The sequence below is a fragment of the Microcoleus sp. POL10_C6 genome, from assembly GCF_036701585.1.
In the GTDB taxonomy this organism is placed as follows: Bacteria; Cyanobacteriota; Cyanobacteriia; order Cyanobacteriales; family Microcoleaceae; genus Microcoleus.
In genome coordinates this window covers 39,023-60,134 of the sequence record NZ_JAUBRB010000011.1, presented here as the reverse complement: position 1 = coordinate 60,134, position 21,112 = coordinate 39,023, and the positions used below count along the sequence as shown (strand labels likewise).

11 protein-coding genes are annotated in these 21,112 nt (G+C 46.8%); 4 read left to right on the top strand and 7 right to left on the bottom strand.

The features are described 5' to 3' along the window. Positions 1 to 827 precede the first annotated feature (827 nt). From QUA34_RS08685 to QUA34_RS08675, 3 genes are all read left to right on the top strand, one after another. Positions 828 to 4,469, top strand: coding sequence for a diguanylate cyclase domain-containing protein (locus tag QUA34_RS08685; protein WP_333385700.1), 3,642 nt, complete (start codon positions 828 to 830; stop codon positions 4,467 to 4,469). Positions 4,470 to 4,536: 67 nt separating this feature from the next. Continuing rightward, complete coding sequence (gene sixA, locus QUA34_RS08680) at positions 4,537 to 5,031, top strand: phosphohistidine phosphatase SixA (protein WP_333224681.1); 495 nt, start codon at positions 4,537 to 4,539, stop codon at positions 5,029 to 5,031. 233 nt (positions 5,032 to 5,264) lie between these two features. Further along, positions 5,265 to 6,410, top strand: coding sequence for a citrate synthase (locus tag QUA34_RS08675; protein WP_333082657.1), 1,146 nt, complete (start codon positions 5,265 to 5,267; stop codon positions 6,408 to 6,410). Between the two features lie 329 nt (positions 6,411 to 6,739). Here the strand turns inward: QUA34_RS08675 and QUA34_RS08670 are convergent, their stop codons facing one another. The 4 genes from QUA34_RS08670 to QUA34_RS08655 form a co-directional block, all read right to left on the bottom strand. Then, positions 6,740 to 7,246: a DUF29 family protein gene (locus QUA34_RS08670; RefSeq protein ID WP_333329472.1), complete on the bottom strand. Its 507-nt coding sequence runs from the start codon at positions 7,244 to 7,246 to the stop codon at positions 6,740 to 6,742. 176 nt (positions 7,247 to 7,422) lie between these two features. Further along, positions 7,423 to 9,537: a bifunctional arginine dihydrolase/ornithine cyclodeaminase gene (gene argZ, locus QUA34_RS08665; RefSeq protein ID WP_333329475.1), complete on the bottom strand. Its 2,115-nt coding sequence runs from the start codon at positions 9,535 to 9,537 to the stop codon at positions 7,423 to 7,425. Positions 9,538 to 9,914: 377 nt separating this feature from the next. Next, positions 9,915 to 13,067 (bottom strand): PAS domain-containing protein, encoded by a 3,153-nt coding sequence (locus QUA34_RS08660; RefSeq protein ID WP_333329478.1) that lies wholly within the window; start codon positions 13,065 to 13,067, stop codon positions 9,915 to 9,917. Positions 13,068 to 13,636: 569 nt separating this feature from the next. Beyond that, complete coding sequence (locus tag QUA34_RS08655; protein ID WP_333329481.1) at positions 13,637 to 14,575, bottom strand: glycosyltransferase; 939 nt, start codon at positions 14,573 to 14,575, stop codon at positions 13,637 to 13,639. A 566-nt stretch (positions 14,576 to 15,141) separates the two neighbouring features. On the opposite strand from QUA34_RS08655, the gene QUA34_RS08650 reads away from it, so the two are divergent. Beyond that, positions 15,142 to 16,350, top strand: a complete 1,209-nt coding sequence (locus QUA34_RS08650) for an argininosuccinate synthase (RefSeq protein WP_333329484.1) — start codon at positions 15,142 to 15,144, stop codon at positions 16,348 to 16,350. A gap of 356 nt (positions 16,351 to 16,706) precedes the next feature. Here the strand turns inward: QUA34_RS08650 and QUA34_RS08645 are convergent, their stop codons facing one another. The 3 genes from QUA34_RS08645 to QUA34_RS08635 form a co-directional block, all read right to left on the bottom strand. After that, positions 16,707 to 18,176 carry a GTP-binding protein gene (locus QUA34_RS08645; protein WP_333329487.1) on the bottom strand — a complete coding sequence of 490 codons (1,470 nt, stop codon included), beginning with the start codon at positions 18,174 to 18,176 and terminating at the stop codon, positions 16,707 to 16,709. Positions 18,177 to 18,355: 179 nt separating this feature from the next. Next, positions 18,356 to 18,778, bottom strand: coding sequence for a hypothetical protein (locus QUA34_RS08640; RefSeq protein ID WP_333329490.1), 423 nt, complete (start codon positions 18,776 to 18,778; stop codon positions 18,356 to 18,358). Between the two features lie 114 nt (positions 18,779 to 18,892). Then, positions 18,893 to 21,001, bottom strand: coding sequence for a hypothetical protein (locus QUA34_RS08635; protein ID WP_333329493.1), 2,109 nt, complete (start codon positions 20,999 to 21,001; stop codon positions 18,893 to 18,895). Positions 21,002 to 21,112 lie beyond the last annotated feature (111 nt).

Below are 21,112 nucleotides of genomic sequence, written 5' to 3'. Positions count from 1 at the left end.
GAATGCGATCGCTTTTTGACCTCCGCTTGCTACCAGGTGTTGCCGTGTTTTTTTCTGAGTCCGGGCAAAATCTTAACTTGATAATCAGTCCTGCCCGCACTCTAACTCTAGTCAACCGGCTTTTTTAAGTTTTATTGAGGGTTTGAACTCACGTCTAGTGCGCTTCTGCCATCAACAGGCTTTCCGGCCTGTTCCACAACAACTGTATTTTCTTGTGGGGAGTAGGGGTTGGGCAGGAGAATCCGCCCATAAAAAGTTTATTGAAAATCCTGCAAGATGCCACTTTTAACGAAGTAAGGAGGTTAAAAAACCCTGTTGACTTCTCCAGGACTAACCCTAATAAATTTTATCCCCATGTCCCCAAAATACACACCAAATAAACTGGGTATTTTAACTATTGTCAAGGGAGGCAACGAAGTATTTTGCTCAAAAAAACCAGGTTGCGGAGCAAATTTAGTTTTATCGAGTTTACTAAAGTCACAATAATTCTTACTTTTTAACAATTATGCAAGGTTGATTTTTTAATATTTTAGTGTTTGTTCGCTAAATCAATCACAATTTGTTATAGTTGGTGCAGGAAAGTTTCGATAATAATTAGTAAAAAAAACCTTGAAAAGAATCAAAATAGATACCCAACAACCTAAGCCATTGGCTAAATGATATGAAAAAAGTAATTGTAGCAGTCAAAAAAAGTTTTGCTTTTCACATAAATATGGTTTTTTTCCTAAGCCCATGTAGCGATTCCTACAATTTCAAACAAATTATTATATTTATTTGCCGCGGGTTAGGATAGTAGAAAATAGCTTAAAAAAACAAGGAACACGGAGATGTCTACAAAACAGACTTTCTCTTGGTCGTTAGAGAAAAGCCTAGAAAAAGTTTCAGAAATTGCACTTAAAATCAACGAGTTCGTGGCTCTGGAGACAATTTTGCAATGTGTGCTAGAAGAAACCAGGGTGCTGCTGCAAACCGATCGCGTAATTATTTATCGCTTCCTATCGCATAGAGATGGCGTAGTATTTGCAGAATCGGTTGATGCTCAGTGGCCGCCAACCCTAGGAAAACAGATTTATGATCCTTGCTTAGAAGCCACCTGGGTAGATCGTTACAGCCAGGGACAAACGAGCAGCATTTCTGATATTCACGCTGGTGATCTTCAAGCTTGTGATGTCGAATTGCTCGATCGCATCCAAGTTCAGGCAAATTTAGTTGCGCCAATCTTTCTAGATGGCCAACAACAGCAATCTCCGAAGCTTTGGGGACTGTTGATTGCTCATCAATGCCGAAGTCCGCGTCAGTGGGAACCTCTCGACCTTGAGATCCTGCAACAGGTTGCAATGCAGATCGGGTTGAAGATATGGCACTTGGAATCTCACCCCCCGGTGCTGCCACCAAATCAACCGCCGGAACTCGAAACAGCACCGAATCAAACTGATCCCAATACAGAAAGCGCGCCCAGAGTCAGTCATCAAAATTGTCTACCACCAGACTTGGCCTGTTCCCTGAGCGGCGATATTGTCCACCTCAAAGCCTTTGACTTGTTGCAAAACCCGATCTGGATATTTGATATTGAGGATTGGCAAATGCCGTGGGCAAACCAAGCTTCCTTGTACCTCTGGAATGCTTCGACGCGCCAGCAACTCGCGATCCGCAACTTTAGGGATATGTTGTCAGAGTCTACTCGGATTCGCTTGCAGAGCTATCTGCAGCAGTTTGAGCAAGGCCAAACCTTGTCCGAGCAGTGGACGTTTTACCCGGCCGGTGAGGCTGTTTCTGTCGGCTGTCGGTGCTCTGGCATCAGGATTGATAGCGGGCGTTTGGCAATCCTGGTCGAGGGTAAGGTCGAAACCGCTCCTCAAATCGAACCAGAAACCCTGCGATCGATCGAGGCAATCCGACACACCACACTGATGGTTTCGCTATACACCCTCGAAGGTGTGCCGCTGCTGCAAAACCCGGCGGCCTTGCGCTGTTACGGGGAGGCGCTGCACCGTGGCTCTGCGACAGATAATGCTTTTGTGAGTCACTTTGTTGACTCTCAGGTAGCAGAGCGAGCAATGGCAGTTCTTCAGTCCGGTGAGGTATTTAGCACGGAGGCTCAAGTGATTACTCTGGCGGGAATTCGCTGGCATGGGATGGACGTGCGGTGTACCAACGACCCGGTAACAGGCAACCCGATGTTGCTCGTGAACGAAAAGGACATTACCGACCGCCAGCAGACAGAAACAGCCCTGCAAAAGAGTGAAACCCGGTTGTCAGAAGCCCAGCGGGTTGCCCACATCGGTAACTGGGAGTGGGACGTGATTACGGGTAAAATTACCTGGTCTCCCGAACTATTCGAGATTTTGGGACGATCTAGGGCCCTAGGCGAACCTACTTATGAAGAAAACTTGCGGCTTTACCATCCCGAAAGTGCCAAACAGCTACACCGGGTAGTTCAACGAGCGCTCACTCACGGAGAGCCTTATCTATTGCGCCTTAGAATCGTGGGCCCGAATGGTTCTATCCGCCATACCGAAGCCAGAGGACAGGTTCAACTCAATGCAGAGGGAAAAGTCATTCGGTTGTTTGGTACATCTCAAGACATTACGGATATTGTCCAGGCGGAAACAGAACTCAGAGAAATGAGTACAGCTCTTGCTAATGCTGTGGAAGGCATCTCGCGACTGGATGTTTTCGGACGCTACCTCACCGTTAATCAAGCCTACGCCAATATAGCGGGTTATCAGCCTGAAGAAATGGTTGGTATGAATTGGCAGAAAACAGTTCATCCCGACGACTGCCACAGGATGATGACGGCTTATCAAAAAATGCTAGCCGAGGGCCGAGTGGAAGTTGAGGCCCGGGGTATCAGGAAAGATGGTTCGATTTTTTACAAGCAGGTGGTGATGTTGGCAGCCTACGACTCGCAGGAGCGATCGATCGGGCATCACTGCTTTATGAAGGATATCACCGATCGCAAGCAAGCAGAAGCAGCATTACAGCAAGAGTTCGGGCGTCTGGCTGTGGTGATTGCCACCCAACAGGAAATCGCCATCCGCAATCCTAACCTGGATGCAGTGATGGCGGTGATTAACGATCGAACTCAAAAATTGATCGGTGCCGATGGGGCCGTGATTGAAATCTTGGAAGGGGATGAGTTGGTGTATCGGGCAGCCAGCGGTATCGCCAGCACCTATGTTGGATTACGGATGAAAGTAGGGACAAGTTTATCGGGACAATGTATTGCGACCGGCCAAATTATGCTTTGTGATGATTCACAAACCGATGCACGGGTGGAGCAGTCTGTCTGTCAGCGCATTGGTATCCGGTCACTGGTGGTTGTTCCCTTGTTCTATCAGGACGATCGGGTTGGCGTCTTAAAAGTTGTTTCCGCTAGACCCTGTGCCTTTACAGAGTCAGATATTCATACCTTACAACTGATGGCCGGGTTTTTGGCGGGTAGCCTGCATCTGGCTTCAGAGTTTGAGGCTAAAAACATTCTCCTGAGTCAATTACAGGAGAGCGAGGAACGGTATCGTTCTGTGATTACAAGCATGACTGAAGGCGTCGTACTTCAGCTAGCAGACGGACAAATTACTACCTGTAATGCTAGTGCCGGAAGGATTCTCGGACTGACCCCCGAACAACTGATGGGGCGTACATCCATAGATTTAGACTGGCGAACCGTTCACGAAGATGGCTCTCCTTTCCCTTGCCAACAGCATCCGGCAATGATTACCCTACGGACGGGAAAACCCGTATCAAATGTGGTGATGGGCATTCAGAAATCGGATAAAACGCTGACTTGGATTTCGATTAATTCGCAACCGCTGTTCCAGATGAATCAGTCTCAACCCTATGGGGTAGTAACAACTTTTGCTGATATTACAGAACGCAAGCGGGCCGAGGAGATGCTCAGACACCGGGCGGAACAAGAAAGATTAATTGCTACGACAGATGGGTTAACACAAGTAGCAAACCGTCGCTGTTTCGATGAGCAATTGCAGTCGGAATGGCACCGGCTGATGCAGGGGAAACAACAGCTTTCGTTGATTATGTTGGATGTAGATTATTTCAAGCGATATAACGATTGCTACGGACATCAAGCTGGGGATATTTGTTTAGTAAAAGTGGCTTCATCGGCTGCACAAGCGGTTAAACGTTCATCGGATCTGTTTGCACGTTACGGGGGCGAAGAATTCGCTGCTATCCTACCGAATACGGATGCAGATGGCGCGATTGCGGTTGCTGAGTCGATCCGAGAGGCAATCCGAGATTTGGGAATCCCTCACGAGCAATCTGAGGTGAGCTCGATCGTGACTGTTAGCATGGGAATTGCAACTGTGATTCCCACTGCGGAAACATCACCGGATGAACTCATTGCCCTCGCCGATCGAGCATTATATGATGCGAAACGACAAGGGCGCGATCGCTACACAAGCGCCAACCAGATGACAGCGCCAGATTTCAATACAGTTGTAGAATAGGCAAAAGGTAGGTATATCCTAGACAGCTCCTAGAAAAACGGGACCCAATGCCTGGAAGTATTGATATATGGTTATTTATCTGATCCGGCACGGTATCGCCGCCGCACCCGAAGAATATGATACAGACTCAGAACGCCCCCTGACTAAAGAGGGCGATCGTAAAACCAGGAAAATTGCCCAACGGCTGTACGAACTCGAAATTCAGTTTGACCTGATTCTCACCAGTCCCCTACTGCGGGCCCAGCAAACCGCCCAAATCCTGCAAACAGTCGGTTTGAGTTCCCAAATAGAAGAATCCGCCACCCTCGCACCTTCAGGAGACATCGGGAACTGGCTGGAGTGGTACAAACAGTGGCAGGAAATAGGTAGCCGCAGCTTGGCCCTGGTGGGCCACCAACCCGATTTGGGCAACTGGGCAGAAACTTTGCTTTGGGCTCGATCGCAAGATGCCCTGATTCTCAAAAAAGCAGGTATCATCGGCTTAATCCTCCCCGAAACAGGCTCCCCAGTGGGCCGCAGCCAAATGTTTTGGCTAACTGCGCCCAAGTTTTTGCTCCCCTAGAAACAGCGAACCGCCCCGACATTAACAGGACGCGCCAGCCCTCTTAAAACCGCATTCTGGCACGGCGAAACCGGGTTTGAGGGGCGACAATACGCAGCGGGGCGATCGGGCTATCTGTTGAAAAACCCGGTTTCTGAACCCCAATTAAATGATTATTTGTCAAGACTGTGACACTATCTTCGTTTCTGGTAATGTACTTTTAGTAGATTGAACTCACATAAAACGGTATCGCAATGGTCGTCGGCGAATTCAAACCAGGTTTAGAAGGTGTTCCCGCCACCTTGTCCAGCATTAGCTACGTCGATGGACAAAAAGGGTTGCTGGAATATCGCGGGATTAGCATCGAGGAACTGGCACTCAAAAGCTCCTTTCTCGAAACTTCATATTTATTAATCTGGGGGGTACTTCCGACAAAGGAAGAACTAGAAGCTTTCGAGCATGAAATTCGCTATCACCGCCGGATCAAATATCGCATCCGGGACATGATGAAATGCTTTCCAGAAAGAGGACATCCCATGGACGCCCTGCAAGCTTCAGCGGCCGCCTTGGGCTTGTTCTACTCTCGCAGAGCCCTGGCTAACCCAGCATACATTCGAGAAGCTGTAGTGCGACTGCTAGCTAAGATTCCCACAATGGTAGCAGCGTTCCAGCAAATGCGACGGGGAAATGACCCGGTGCGGCCGAGGGATGACTTGGACTACTCGGCTAACTTTCTTTATATGCTCAACGAGCAAGAACCCGATCCACTGTTAGCTAGCATTTTTGACACTTGTCTGACTCTCCACGCTGAACATACAATTAATGCCTCTACATTTTCGGCAATGGTAACAGCTTCGACGCTGACAGACCCTTACGGGGTAATTGCTTCAGCAGTTGGCACTTTGGCGGGGCCGCTGCACGGGGGAGCTAATGAAGAAGTGATTGATATGTTGGAGCAAATTGGTTCGGTAGAAAATGTGCGGCCTTTTGTCGAGAAGTGCGTTGCAAACAAGGACAAAATCATGGGTTTCGGTCACCGAGTTTACAAGGTGAAAGATCCGAGAGCAACTATTCTCCAAGGGTTAGCAGAACAGTTATTTGAGAACTTCGGTCACGACGATTATTACGACATTGCTGTCGAGTTGGAAGAAGTGGTTGAGGAGAAATTGGGTCACAAAGGAATTTATGCAAATGTAGATTTCTATTCGGGTCTGGTTTACCGAAAAATGGGAATTCCGATCGACTTATTTACACCAGTTTTTGCGATCGCCCGCGTTGCTGGCTGGTTGGCCCACTGGAAGGAACAGCTAGAGGCAAACCGCATTTACCGCCCGACTCAAATATATACGGGCACTCACGGTGAGCCTTATATTGCGATCGAGGACAGACTGCCATCCTAAAGCAATAATTATCAACTCAGATCTGAAAATGGCGAGAAGAATTGTTTTGCTTTTGTGAAGTGTTGAGTTAAAAATTGCTTTCGCCTTCCGAGTCACGAAGCAATCTCTATCTGCCACAAGCTGTCCTGCTGGGTTGCACCCCTCTTGTATGTTCGGGTGTTTGTTAGCGACAATAGTAAGAAGTGACGATTTTCAGGAACTCCGGTCCTCAGACTTGCGGGTCTGAGGTTTTTTATTGGAATATCAATATCAAATCCGCGCTTCATCGGAATTATTCATCTCTCTGGGATCTCCCTCTGCGTTCTCTGCGCCCTCTGCGGTTAAATCTCTTAATTCCAGTCTTCACCACCAGGCAAGTCAGCTAAATGCTCATCGATCGCATCCTCGAATTCACCTCTAGAATAAGTGTATGTCAGAGACAGTAGCCCAGTTGCGATCGCCATAATTTGCTCTCTGTCCACTCTTTGATTGAGTTGAGCACGGCTTAACTTTCCTTCCAACACTTCCCGGCTAGCCTCACGAATAGCCGCTTCTAGTTCATCTTCTATAAAAGACCACCACTCCGAGGAATTGATATAGTAGGATGTTTTATTATCTTTGAGATTGAGCTTTTTAATACCTCGGACAGAATTTGCAATAGAAGCGGCCCAAGAATTTGTTAAACGCTGTTCTACTTGATTTTTAATGAGGTGGATTAGCAGAATCAATAAAAAAGACCCGATATTCCGCAGAGTTGCTTGTTTGCTCATGCCCTCTAATTCATCGACAATTGCTAGAGCATCTTCCTTCCTGCCTTCTAAAATACAATTTCTGAGGTCTATTAATTCCTGTACCATTGCTGTTTGCCTCAACATTTATAGGAATTTCGTACTCTAACTCAGGGTTGTAGCCTAGTCTCAATCCCCCTAAATCCCCCTTAAAAAGGGGGACGAAAGAGTGCTTCCAGTCCCCCCCTTATTAAGGGGGGCTAGGGGGGATCTCCGGGTTTCAAAACACACCCTACTCGCTAAATCTAAACAGATTGAGCTACATGATGGCGGCTGGTCAATTTATCCAATTGATTAACCAACAAACTTAGGAACAATCCCACATCGGTAACAACTCCAATAGACTCGATCGACCCCCGATCGCTCAATTTCGTCACCACCGCCGGATTAATGTCCACACAGACCATCTTCACACCCGCAGGCGTCATATTTCCCACACCAATTGAGTGCAGCATAGACGACAGCATTAACACCATATCCGCACCACGTAACAGCTCAGTATATTCTTCTTGAGCCTTAACTAAATCCATTTGCGTGTCGGGAAGTGGGCCATCATCGCGGATCGAACCAGCCAGCGAAAACGGTATATTGTTCTTCACGCATTCGTACATCACACCGTTAGTAACCAGGCCTGCTTCAACAGCTTTAGCAATACTCCCGTAGCGCCGCACACTGTTAATTATTTTCAAGTGATGTCGGTGTCCGCCACGCACAGCAATACCGCGTTTCATGTCAACCCCTAAAGAGGTTCCCATATTCGATTGTTCCATGTCGTGAACTGCGATCGCATTTCCACCTAACAGCGCTTGCACGTAACCTTCGCGAATCAAATGCGCTAAATGTTCGCCACCGCCAGTATGGATAACAACAGGCCCCGCAGTAACTACAACTTTGCCACCCCGATCGCGAATTTGGCGCAATTCCCACGCTACTTGTTCCACGACCAATTCTACGCGCCGCTCGCTAGAAACGCTGCCCGACATAAAGCTAAATTCTTGCGAATTGCGCTGTTCCCGCGATTCTGTTTTGCGGATGGTGCGGATGCCGACCACATCAACAACGACTTTTTCTCCTACTTTTAAATCTCGCAGTAATTTGCATTTAGCCACTGGGCCATCAGCGGTTTCAGTAATAGCAACTGCTCCATCCATCCGCTGATTTTGCGCTTTCACCCACTGACCATTTACCCGCACTTCCGTGGGATAAATTGTACTTACATAAAAGTCGTCTGGGCCGACACCATCTTGGACTACCGGTTCTAAAATAGCGTCGCAAATCTCTTGTGGTGGCGGCACTGCACCCAAGTCAATCAGCATTCCCATCATTTCTTCCATCACATCGTGGGAAGGAGCCGAAACTTTAACGTCGGCAGATGATGTACTTTGCCGCTGCTCTCCCAGATTGAAATTGAGCACTTGGAAACTGCCACCGAGATCGACAATTAAGTCCAAAGCACGACTAATTAAACCAGCATCCAGCAAGTGACCTTCCATGCGAATTGTGCGGCTTTCTACCATCACGTTTGCCGATCGATCTTCTTGCACCGGTTCCGTTACCCGCAGCGTCAAACACTTACAGGCGCCGCCCGCTTTCAGAAATTCGCTCATCGGCGTTTCAATTACTTGAAAACCGGCCTGAGTAATGCGCGTTTTCAAGGCTTCGCTAACCTTGTTCATTACCACAACTTTGTCAATATTGACCGCATTGCAGGCAAAATTTGCGGCATCTGCTTCTTCAATAGCAATGCGTTTTTCCGGCGCAACTCGCATTTCGATTAAGCGGTTGGAATACGAGTCAAATGCTGCTGGATAGTAGAGCAAATATCCGCCTGTCAGAGGACAAAAACAGGTGTCTAGGTGATAGAAACGTTCGTCAACTAAACGCAGCGAAAGCACTTCTATGTTGAGCCATTTTGCTAGTAACGGGTGCGAGTCGAGTTCGGAACGGAAGCCGTATCCGGCCCACAACCAGCGTCCTTCGCGATCGAGTAAAGCATCGCCCGCACCCTCAAACGGCAAGTCTTTCGGGAGTTCGTGCACGGTGAAACCTTTGCTTTCAAACCATGCTTTGAAATAGGGTTCTTCGCCTTGGCGTTCTTTGTGATAGAAACGGCTGAGGACGAAGGTATTGCCTAAAAGTAAGCCTGCGTTGGCGGTGAAAACCATATCCGGCCAGCCTTTTGCGGGCGGTACGAGGTCTACCACGGCGTTTTCTTTGAGGACGTGGTAAAGTTTTTCCCACTGTTCGACGGCGCGATCGCGCGATGATTTGTGGACATTTCCCTCCATCCACGGATTAATCACGTAATCCACATCGTAGTGGTCGGGAGCACACATGAGGAAGCGAATTGAGTCAGTCATAATTCAGTTAAAATGTGGTAGACGCTACAGCAGACGTATGTTGACAGAGTTTGTATAATAGCAACTGTAATATTCACTACTAATTTTAGCAGCTCCACGTCTGGAGCCTCAAAAGGCTAACTTTTTATTATATCATGTTTAAGATAAGATTAAACTAAATGACAGACCGTTCGCAGCAAATACGGGAGAAAATCTCAGGTTATGACGCACTCTAAAATAGGTTCTGATAGACGATTCATATAATATCCGTTGAATTCCCCCCCATCTGACGGTCGGGGTGGGTTTAGGCTCATCTCTGGCTGATATTATAGATGGTTGGTGAACTGGCCCCTACAAAAATTATGGTTAATTTACCGCCCCTGATTTAACAGCTTATCCTAACTTTTAACTTTTAACTTTTGCGAAATTGGCAGTTCGATCGCAAATTCTGTTCCCCGGCCAACTTCTGAATGACACTCCAACTTACCGCCGTGGGTGTCTTTCACAATTTGGTAACTAATCGACAACCCCAAACCAGTGCCGGTGCCGATCGGTTTGGTAGTAAAAAATGGGTCAAACATCCTTGACTGAATTTCGGGAGGGATACCGGGCCCGGTGTCAGAAATCCGCACACGCACTTGATTTTCGCTGCTGACTTCAGTAACAATGCGAATCTGGTTAACTTTGCAAGTACAGTTTGCTGATGACTCTTCCACAGCGTCGATCGCATTCACCAGCAAATTCATAAATACTTGGTTTAATTGAGCCGGATAACACTCGACTTTGGGCAGGTTCCCGTAATTTTTAATAACTTGAATCTCCCGACGTTTTGGCTGTGACTGGAATCGGTGCTGCAAAATCACCAAAGTGCTCTCTATCCCTTCATGAATGTCTATTACTTTGCGCTCTGTTTCGTCTAGTCTCGAAAAGTTTCTCAAAGACAGCACTATCTGCTTAATTCGGTTAGCACCTTCTTGCATTGAAGACATGATTTTTGGGAAATCATCAGCAATGAAATCTACCTCGACTTCTGCCAATTCTTGGGCTATTTCTGGAACTTGTTCGGGATAGTATTGCTGGTAGAGATGGATCAATTTTACCAAATCGCGAGCGTACTGTGCGGCGGGAATAATATTGCCATAGATGAAGCTGATGGGGTTATTAATTTCGTGGGCTACTCCCGCTACCATTTGCCCAATACTTGACATTTTTTCTGATTGAATAAGCTGAGATTGAGCTTTTTTCAAGTCAGCCAAAGTTTTTTCTAACTGTTGCGCTTTTTCTCGTTCTCGCTGTTCACTAAATTGCAAATCTACTTCGGCTTGTTTGCGATCGCTAATATCAATATGCGTGCCCGTCATCCGCAAAGGATTTCCCGAAGCGTCGCGTTCCATCACCTTCGCTTGAGCTAAAATCCACTTCCACTCGCCGGATTTTGTCAGCATCCTAAATTCCACTTCGTAAGTAGGATTTTGGCCTTCGAGGTGAGCATTTAGCGCTGCTTTAGCCGGAGACAAATCCTCTGGATGTACCAGTTTCTCCCAGGATGCAAAACTATTTGCTATTTCCTCTACTTCATATCCCAGCATCATTTTCCACCGCGGATTAAAATAGACTTCTCCCGTGGCCAGATTCCAGTCCCACAATCCCATCGCACTGCCTTCAAATGCCAGATAAAAACGTTCTTCGCTAATTTGCAAAGCTGCTTCGGCTTGTTTGCGATCGCTAATATCCATCACTGTTCCCAACAGTTTGATTACTTCCCCAGTCTCGCTAAAAACCGCTTCTCCCCTTCCTTCCACGTATATAATTTGACCGCTAGGATGCAAAAAGCGGAACTCTCTTTTGTAGGAAATTCCTTGTGAGATAGTCAGGCTAACTGTTTGTTGAAATAATTCTCTGTCGTCGGGATGACACATCTTTAAAAGTTTGGCAGATGTCGGTTCAGTTGCACTTGAGTCAAGACCAAAAATGCGGAATACTTCTTCTGACCAAGTGATTTTATTTGTGACCAAATCAAATTCCCAACTGCCGATATGGGCAATTTTCTGGGCTGCTGCTAGACTAGCTTCGCTTTGTTGAAGTTTAAGTCGCTGTTGTTTATCTTGTTCGAGAAGATTGGCTTGAGCGATCGCAATTCCCATTTGTGCCGCCACAGTTTTCAATAATCCGATCTCATCTGGTGTCCAGTGGCGCGGGCGATCGTACTGGTGCAAGCATATCATTCCGTTGGCTTTTCCCTGGTAGGAAGTGCGGATGGATATCATCGACTTCAAACCTATTTGACCGCACAAATCTCGGACGTTTTCTAGCAGCGGTTCGGAAAAAACATCGTCAGAAACTACAGCTTGATCTTGGGATAATAAAAACTGAACGTGAGGATTGCCATCTATGGGTATTTCTAAATCTAAAAGGGATTTGGATGCGGACTTTCTGTACTCAGCGACATTAACAATTCTGGGAATAGGGTGTTCTGTGTAGGTGTGAAACAAGCAGCAATCCGCATTAAAAATACGACCAATTTGGGCCGTCGCTGTTTGAAAAACTTGCTCCTGCTTTAAGCTGTAGCGAATTTCCAGAGTAATTGTTTCTAGCAGAAATCTTTGCTTAATTTGCCGTTCCAAAGCAGCTAAAGCTGTTTTAAGTTCGAGTTCTGCTTGTTTGCGATCGCTAATTTCAGTAGCCGTCCCCAAAATTTTCCAAGGTTTGTCGTCGGCTGTTCTGGCAAACACGGTATCCACGCTAACAAACCAGCGATATTCACCATTTTTGTGCTGAATTCGGTACTCAAACTCAAAGCTTTCACCGTCTTTTGCTGCCTCAATCCTCCTCAGATGTTCTGAGAATCCTGGCAAATCTTCAGGGTGTATTAACTTAGGAAGAAATCCTCCTGCCATCTGCTGGATTTCTTCTAGGGTGTAGCCAATATCGCTATAGATTTCGCGGTTGATATACAGAGTTCGCTGTTCAATCAAATCGGAAACGTACAAAAGATTAGGATGTGTTTGAATTATTGCCGACAGCCAGCGTTGGCTGTCTCGGAGTTCTGCTTCGATCCGCTTGCGTTCTTCTATTTCTGCTTGCAGCCGCGCATTTTGTGCTAAAGTTTGTTTATAAAGACGGCTCAGAAGCAGTTGATTTTCGACGCGACTCACCACTTCTTCTGTTTGAAAGGGTTTAGTAATGTAGTCTGCCGCCCCCAGTGAAAAAGCTTTGACTTTATCAAAAACTTCATCGAAACAGCTAATAAAAATCACAGGAATATCTTTGGTTTGCGGACAAGCTTTTAGCTGTTCGCAGACTTGATAGCCATCCATACCGGGCATCATGATGTCCAGCAAAATCAAGTCTGGTGGACTCGACAGAGCAAAGTTAAGAGCCAATTTGCCATCTCGTGTCGGCCGCACTTTATATCCCCGCTTAGACAAAAGCTGGGATAAAAGCCGCAAGCTTTCTGGATGGTCGTCCACCATTAAAATATTTTCTTGTAAGACAGTGTTTTGAAGTCTAAGTGTTTCTAGTCTTGGATTTTTATTGTCAGTTGTATTCACAGCAGACCCTCAAACTATTCAAGTTGTATATGTGGGAATATTTTTAAAGTCATTAACCGCTTGTAGCTAACACTCTCAGATAAACCAGCACAACTATTGACTCTCTAGCACACTCCTAAATTATCTGTCATTATATCAAAACTAATGCTCGTTGGAAAATGTTGGTAGATAAAATTATCGGAGCCGAGTGAGAAAACAGCCTATCTTGCTCAAATCACAGGTAAGCAAGCAATTTTGATTAAAGGTAAAGCTTGTACACTTTCTATAAACCGATTTTGCTTGCCTTTATCTGGTGGCTTTTTTTGTGTCTTTTTCAGTAGATATCCTCACGGGAAAGGTTAATTCAAATCGGCCGGAACATGGGTGTCAACTTAAGACTAAAATTATTTGTTTTTCTGGTTTGTATCCAAGTCTTGAGTTCCCTAAATCCCCATTTTTAGCAGCGCTAGGGCAGTGTAGGCATAATTGTCAAACAGTAAGCCTTTACTATATTTGAGCTTAAGTTGACACCAATGGGCCCTGAAATACTCCTACAATATCTTATATTTTATTTGCGCTGTCGGGCTGATTTATGGTATCTTTGTCTCGGTCTGCAATTCCCCGCAAGCGGCGTACACGGCTTTCACGTTATACCAATTCAGAAAAATCCGAGCAATTTCTAGAGCTAACTGCGGCTTGCCTTGGTCAATCAACCACTGCAAAAAAGGAGTCATAGTTCGCTCGTTCAGCATCCCACCTAATGATAAAACTCCCCATAGGATTTGGTGCAAAAAAGTCATTTGAATCATCATCCGTACTTCCCAAATTGGGTGTTTTTGATAAAACAAAACTCCCATTCTACCGCGCTGAATTTCTCGGTCAATCATGCCCGGAATTTGCTCTAAACTAAAAGGTGGATGCCAGTGATAGCCGACAGCAGCCGGACATTTAATGAGTTTCAAACCTAATTTTTTTAACCTAACTCCCAACTCTAGATCTTCCCATCCGTACAGTTGAAAGCGATTGTCAAACAGTCCAGCAGCCAGCAGCCAGTGGCGGGCGATCGCCACATTTCCCGTAGCAAAATAAGCGGCTGAAAAATCGGTTATTTTGTAAGGTTCTGAGGTAGGATTGTCGAAATTGCAAGTATTAATCACGCTGCCGTAAGTAAAAACAGCATCAGTATCTTTGTAACCCTGTAGTAAAGCATCGGCGTGTGCTTGCAAAAAATGCTCTGTTACCACCAAATCGCTGTCAATAAAAATAATCGTATCGCCCTTAGCATCTTCAACGCCCAAATTCCGCGCCGCCGCCGGGCCCTGATGAGATTGACAGATCGATCGCACATGGGGCAACAAGTCAGCATTTGCCACCAACCACTCCAGCGTCCCGTCCGTCGATCCGTCGTCCACGACAATTACTTCATACTCTCTGACAATCTCACCGAACTGCTGATTTTCCAAAGCCAGTAGACATTTTGCCAAAATCGGTTTACGATTATACGTCGGAATCACAACACTAAAAAACACGCTTTTTCCCCATCGCCACAGTTACCGTATCCCACGGTAGCAGATTTTTCGCAGCAACTCCCCCGGTAAATAGCCAAGTTTAGCAAAAAAAGAATATATAAATCTGTACTATTTATGACAAGAATCGATCTCAATTAGGTGCATAATACAAAGTTGGTTAAATATCACATCTAAATTCAGGATGTAAATAGCAGTCAGTAACCCAGGTCTAAAAGATACTGGGCTTGTAAGAGCAATTCCTGCAAGCCGTACTGACCAGCCTAAGTCTTAACTGACTATGTTTGTTGAGTCACGACACCCGGAAATGCGTAGCTAGTTTCCTGCTCTGTCATTTGCAATTAAACAGTTCTAAGGTCACTGGAACAGTGTTGCAAGTCTAAAAAGCTCTTTAAACATTGGCGAAGCTCACTTTACTGGAATGGCAAGGCGCTCCCGGCAATACAGGGATTAGACAAGTACCATTCCTCTACTTGTCTAGCCCCGAAAGGGGTAGGCGGTTAAAACCGCTCGTGTCGTTTCCCTCTCAGGGCCAAAGCCGCTGAGTTTCCCACTTACCGAGTATTTTCATGAGTCGCGCTAAAAAAGTTGTCCTAGCATATTCCGGCGGAGTCGATACCTCCGTCTGCATTCCTTACCTCAAAAACGAGTGGGGTGTTGAAGAAGTAATTACTCTGGCTGCGGATTTGGGACAGGGAGACGAATTAGAACCGATCCGCAAAAAAGCTTTAGCATCCGGTGCTTCGGAATCTTTAGTTATTGATGCTACCGAAGAATTTGTCAAAGACTATGCGTTTCCAGCAATTCAAGCTAACGCACTTTACGAAAACCGTTATCCCCTTTCGACTGCCCTGGCTCGCCCGCTGATTGCTAAATTGTTAGTAGAAGCTGCGGAAAAATACGGTGCAGATGCGATCGCCCACGGTTGCACAGGTAAAGGAAACGATCAGGTGCGGTTCGATGTGTCGATCGGCGCGCTCAACCCCAAGATTAAAATCTTAGCACCGGCGCGGGAGTGGAAAATGAGCCGCGAGGAAACGATCGCCTACGGCGAAAGATGTGGCATTCCGTCGCCAGTGAAAAAGTCTTCGCCTTACAGTATCGATCGCAACTTATTGGGAATGGCAATTGAAGCCGGAATCCTCGAAGATCCTTGGGCGGAACCGCCGGAAGAGGTGTATTTGATGACAAAGGCGATCGAGCAAACTCCCGACACACCCGAATACCTAGAAATCGGTTTTGATTGCGGGAATCCTGTCACTTTAAACGGCAAAGATTTATCACCAGTTGCCTTAATTTCCCAACTCAACGAAATAGTTGGAAATCACGGAGTAGGGCGCATCGACATGATTGAAAACCGCTTAGTCGGGATTAAATCGCGGGAAATTTACGAAACACCAGCGATTTTAGTTTTGATGCACGCGCACCAAGACTTAGAAAGTTTGACCCTGACAGCAGATGTCACGCGATACAAGCGCGGCATCGAAGAAACTTACAGCCAAATGATTTACAACGGTCTTTGGTACAATCCTTTGAAAACCGCTTTAGACGCATTTATTCAGGACACGCAAAAGCGAGTCACTGGAACCGTGCGGCTCAAACTATTCAAAGGAAATGCGACGATTGTCGGCCGCAAATCTGACAATTCACTGTACAGTTTCGACTTAGCAACCTACGGCGCAGAGGACGAATTCGATCACAAAGCTGCCGAAGGATTTGTCTACGTTTGGGGACTACCAACCCGCATTTGGTCGGAGAAAAATAGGGGTTATAAATAGGAGCGAATTAGGGTTGAAAACCCGATGTTAAGCCGCTGACTCGGATTAGGATTAAAAATTCGATCTTAACCCGCCGAATCGAATTGGCGGCTACACAAACAAAGTTCGCCTTCGCGGAATTAGAGTAGGGTGTGCACAGCACACCTTATTTGCCGTAATCGCCCCACCTGTGCCAGTTGCATAAGTTTTGAGTTAGTAAGATATAGTAATAATTGCTAATTGGTAACAGGTTGTTATCCTAATAATTTGTTAAATTGTCTTCACACAAATTTAGCTTTGAGGCAGGGGTTTAAACCCCTGCCGGATTGCGCCAGGGCTGCGCCATAATTGCTGGGTCAACGTAAAACAGCCGATCGCTAAGATTTCTGTTTTTCCACACTTCCCAAATCCAACTTAGCCCGCAACTCCTCCTTAATCCGATTTAAAATAGAATCCTCATCCAAAGAAGACAAAATCTTGCTCACCACAGCCTTTGGCCCATCATCTCCCCAAGAAGCACCATTAGCCAAATAAGCCTTAGTAACTTGACCGATACCATAGGAAGAAACCCCCGCGATCGCAGCTTGCGTCACCGCCACAGACAAATAAGGCCCTAAAGCCAAACCCCCCGTCGCCGGCGTCGCCAAACCCAACAATCCTTTCAAAGAACTCAAACCAAAATTAGCCAACAATTCCCCCGCAGTAATTCCCCCCATACTAATCGCAATCTTTTGCAGCAATTCCACCGCGCCCGCTTCCGTCATCGCAATGCCGTAAACTTTAGATAAAGTTAAGATCATCACCACATCAATTACCGCACCGCTAAGAAGATCAACTACAGTAATTGGATTAAGTGCGATCGCTACCGCTTTCGTCATTACCCCGTTCCAGATAATTCGATTAGCCGCGTCATCTCGAATCTCCATTTTTCGCTGCACCAACTGCTCGTTAATATCCCCCGCACACAGCATCGTATTCAGCGCCACCAAAGACTTGCCTTCTCGGTCTAAAATCTCCAAAATCTTTAATTTTAAATCTTGCACTTGTGGCAAACTGCGAGTCATTTGCACACCCATACTGCCGTCGGGACGGCGCACCGCCCTCGCTGTCAAAGGCGAAGCCGCCGCCATCACAATTTCATCGGGAGACAATAATTCTCTGACGCGATCGTCTCGAATTTTATGATAAATTGCCAGCCTGTCTGCATCAGGATACTGGTCAATTTTATTAAACACTAATAACATCGGTTTTCCGGCTTCCCGCAACTGCGAAAGTGCTGCGTATTCCACCTTCGTAATGTCGCCAGCAACCACAAACAAAATCAAATCTGCTTGTTGAGCAACGCGGCGGGCTAAAAGTTCGCGAGTTTCGCCGTCAACTTCATCTATTCCCGGAGTATCGACTAATTCAACTTGCGACAAACGGTAAATAACTGGCGAAAGTCGTAGCGTAGCAGGGCGTAAGCCATCGGGCAAATTCTCATCAATTCCCTCTCCGACATCCCACTGGCCGATAGTCGTCGTGCGAGTCACCCCGTGAGTCGGGCCAGTTTCAAACACATTTTGACCTAGCAGCGCGTTCAAAACCGAAGATTTTCCCCTTCCCACCATCCCAAACACAGCTATTTGCACGCAAGCGCGCTCTAGCTTGTCGAGCATTTTCTCTAACCCGCCAATTTCCGGTTCCAGTCCAGTTCGCTCTTGAACTGTCAAGTCGAGATTTTCTACTATATCTCGCAGAGCATCTTTAGCGTGGCGCAGGTTGAGTTCTGCCTGAATGTCTGCGAAGCTTAAAATTGTGTCATCTAATTCTCGATCGACATTGGAAAAATCGGAGGCTTCAGTCATTGTCACCTGGCTTTTTAACTTATTTTACCTAAAGTTGCAACAGATACAATGCTATTGTACCTGTTTCTGTCTGCTGCGTACAGCCCGCACCAGTTCGCAGCGCCCAAAAATCGGCTTTGCACCATTATGAAATAACCGCAAGATGTCAATGTTTAATTTCCCGTGGAATCGGCTAGTTGCTAAAGCATCGGCATCTCTTCCTTGGATGCTCGCAACTCCATTTTTCCGTTAAGAATCCAGACATCAACAAAAGGAGTATCTTGCACTCGGATTTCCTTGGTTTGCGTCTCGCCACCCTCCACCGCCACCTTCAATTTAACTGTGGATTCTTCAACAGGAACTTCCACCGCATCCGCGAAGGAAATCGTCAAATCTGTAGTCACGCCTGACTTGCGATAGACTTGCTGTCCGTTGACTTCTATAATGACCGTACTATTGCTGAAACCGTCGCGAAGTTTGATCGATAAACGCATAGTGGTACTCGCTTGGTAATGGTAAGGGGTAAAAAAATCGGCTTGGGGGCGATCGGGTACGCAGCTAGACCCGATCGCCAAAAGTGCCAACAGAATTATCAGGTGTCGAACCAACAACAGACTTATCATTAATGCTGTGAAGTTGTTGCTAGCAGTGTTTTGTACAAACTAACAAAAATTGCTTTACTTATTTAGTTTAAAATAAAGTAAAGCAATCTTCTGGGTAATTCACCAATTCACTTTTTACTTCTTGGCTGCCGATCGCAATGTCTTGACTTCCATTGCTGAGATTTTGCTAAAGGTTTTGCTAACAGCATCCTCATCGCCGGTTTTAGCCTGAACCTCAGCTAAACAGGAAAGGGACATCTGTGCCGAAACAGGGTCGAGAATATTGGAATCGGCGACTGCTGTCAGCAACTTGGCGCTTTCATCCAACTCCGCAGGGCGTACAATCACCCGGGTTTCACGATCGTCGGTAATCGTTTTAAAGTCACGGCTAGCGTTGATACCCTTCACCATCCGAACATAGTTTGCCATCGCGTGTTTCGGATATTTTGCTAGAACTTCCTCAAAAGCATCGTTACCGCTTCGCAAAGACTCATCATCCGAACCCAGCAAATAGAGCAAAGAACCCTGTTCGTCGCCGATAAACAGAGCGGCCAATTCTTCCTCAATTGGCGTCACAGGATAGCGAACGCGAATAGTGATGATATCCGAGAATACCTCTGAACCGTCCAAAGCCCCATAGACCGCCCGTACCCGGTAATTTCCGGGTTGATCGAAATAAAATCCGTCTTTGCCATAGCCGATATATGCGCTTTCTGGAATTACATCATCGCGCGCGATCGTGCTTTCTCGCTGACCAACTAAATGATCGATTAGCGGTTCATAAACCACAACTGCGCCGCTAGGCTTGCGAATCACGATTTTGACCAAGCCGCAATTCGGATGCAGCCAAGTATGCACCCGGCGCCCACCCGCAGCCGTCGTTCCCAGCATTAATTGCAGTACCACAGGCTCACCTAGCGCGAAGCTCTTTTGGTTGGTAGAGATACTGAAAGTCAGTCCCGACTCATCGCGAATCGGATCGGCCATCACTTCCTGGCCCAGACCAGAGCCGATCGCAAAGTCGTTTCCACCCACAATAATATTGTTGCGGAACGCATGGCGGAGATGGATGACCTCCTCATTGTCAAACTGAAACGCAAACTGGCTCCAGTAGGTAGCCTCGCCACCCGGTCCTGGATAATTAAAGGGATAGTTCATCCAAGACAGCGCCAGCGGGCGATTCGTACCAGGGGGCGTCGCCAAGGACTTTTGCCACGAGTGCAGCAAGTTAAAACTATGCCCCAGCTCGTGAACATAAGTGTAGAGCTGCAATCGCAGCTTTTCGGCAGTTTCGCCGCCTATACCTTGATGAAAAACGGCGCAGCCTTGCCGCTGCTTCCCTTGCTGGTCAAACATGATGCCGTAGAGCCCAGGGCCCAGGTCGTGAAGTTGAGCAACTACCTGCCAAACAGCCCACTGCGGCAAATCCTGCCACAAGGTGAAGTGTTTCTGCATCGAAGCGTGCAGTTCTGAGTTGCTCCATTTAGCGCCCGCACCAGCTTCATCGATATTGATGACGTTGTTTCCTGCTGTTGCGATCATCTCGATCCCAGCTTCTGCATAGGAACTGACGACGCTGAGGTTGCGCGCTGGCCCCCCCGACGGCAGGGAACCCGTGTTGTAGCTGCTGAATATGGGAGTGACAACATCGGAAACCTGGTCTGTTTCTAGTCGCAGACTGCGGAAATAGACAGACTCGAAGACACAAGTGTAAGTTGCTCCGGCGACTCCGCCCTTTGTGAAAAATTCCACCGTTGCTGGCGCCTGCGGCTGGAAGATGAACTTGCGCTGGATTGTCACCTGTATTACGGGAGATCCGGCGGCAAAGGTAAAGCTTCCGAGGCCCTTGATGACGACTTGAGAAGCTGTTACCTTTATCGTCGGCGCATCGACGATAAAGGAGCCAAAATAGGTAGTCGTACCGCCGCTGACTTGGAAGAAGTCGCCGCTTAACCGCTTCATTGGTCGAGTGCGATCAACGTCAACCCGGAGTTCGAGTTGAAAGCTGCCTAATGTACCGCGGTAGCGCCCACTGACGGGCCGTTTGGCGATCGGAATTGCGGTCGGTGCGATCGGTAGCGGTGGGATGCTAGGTATTGGTGCAGTTTCGCCCTCGATTGGATGTGTTGGATCGCTAATTCCAGCCTCTATTGCTGCGATCGCAGCTATGTCATCGACTGACATTTCTCCAAACGAAAAATCACTACTGGTTAAATCGATACTTGTAGGATCTTGCTGAGACATTTTTATTTATCCTTTCATATTGTGATACTCCATATATAAGTGGCAGTATTGGGGAGTTTACAGTCGCTTTTTGGAGTGACACTTATTTGTGCTACACCATTTGAGTGTCAC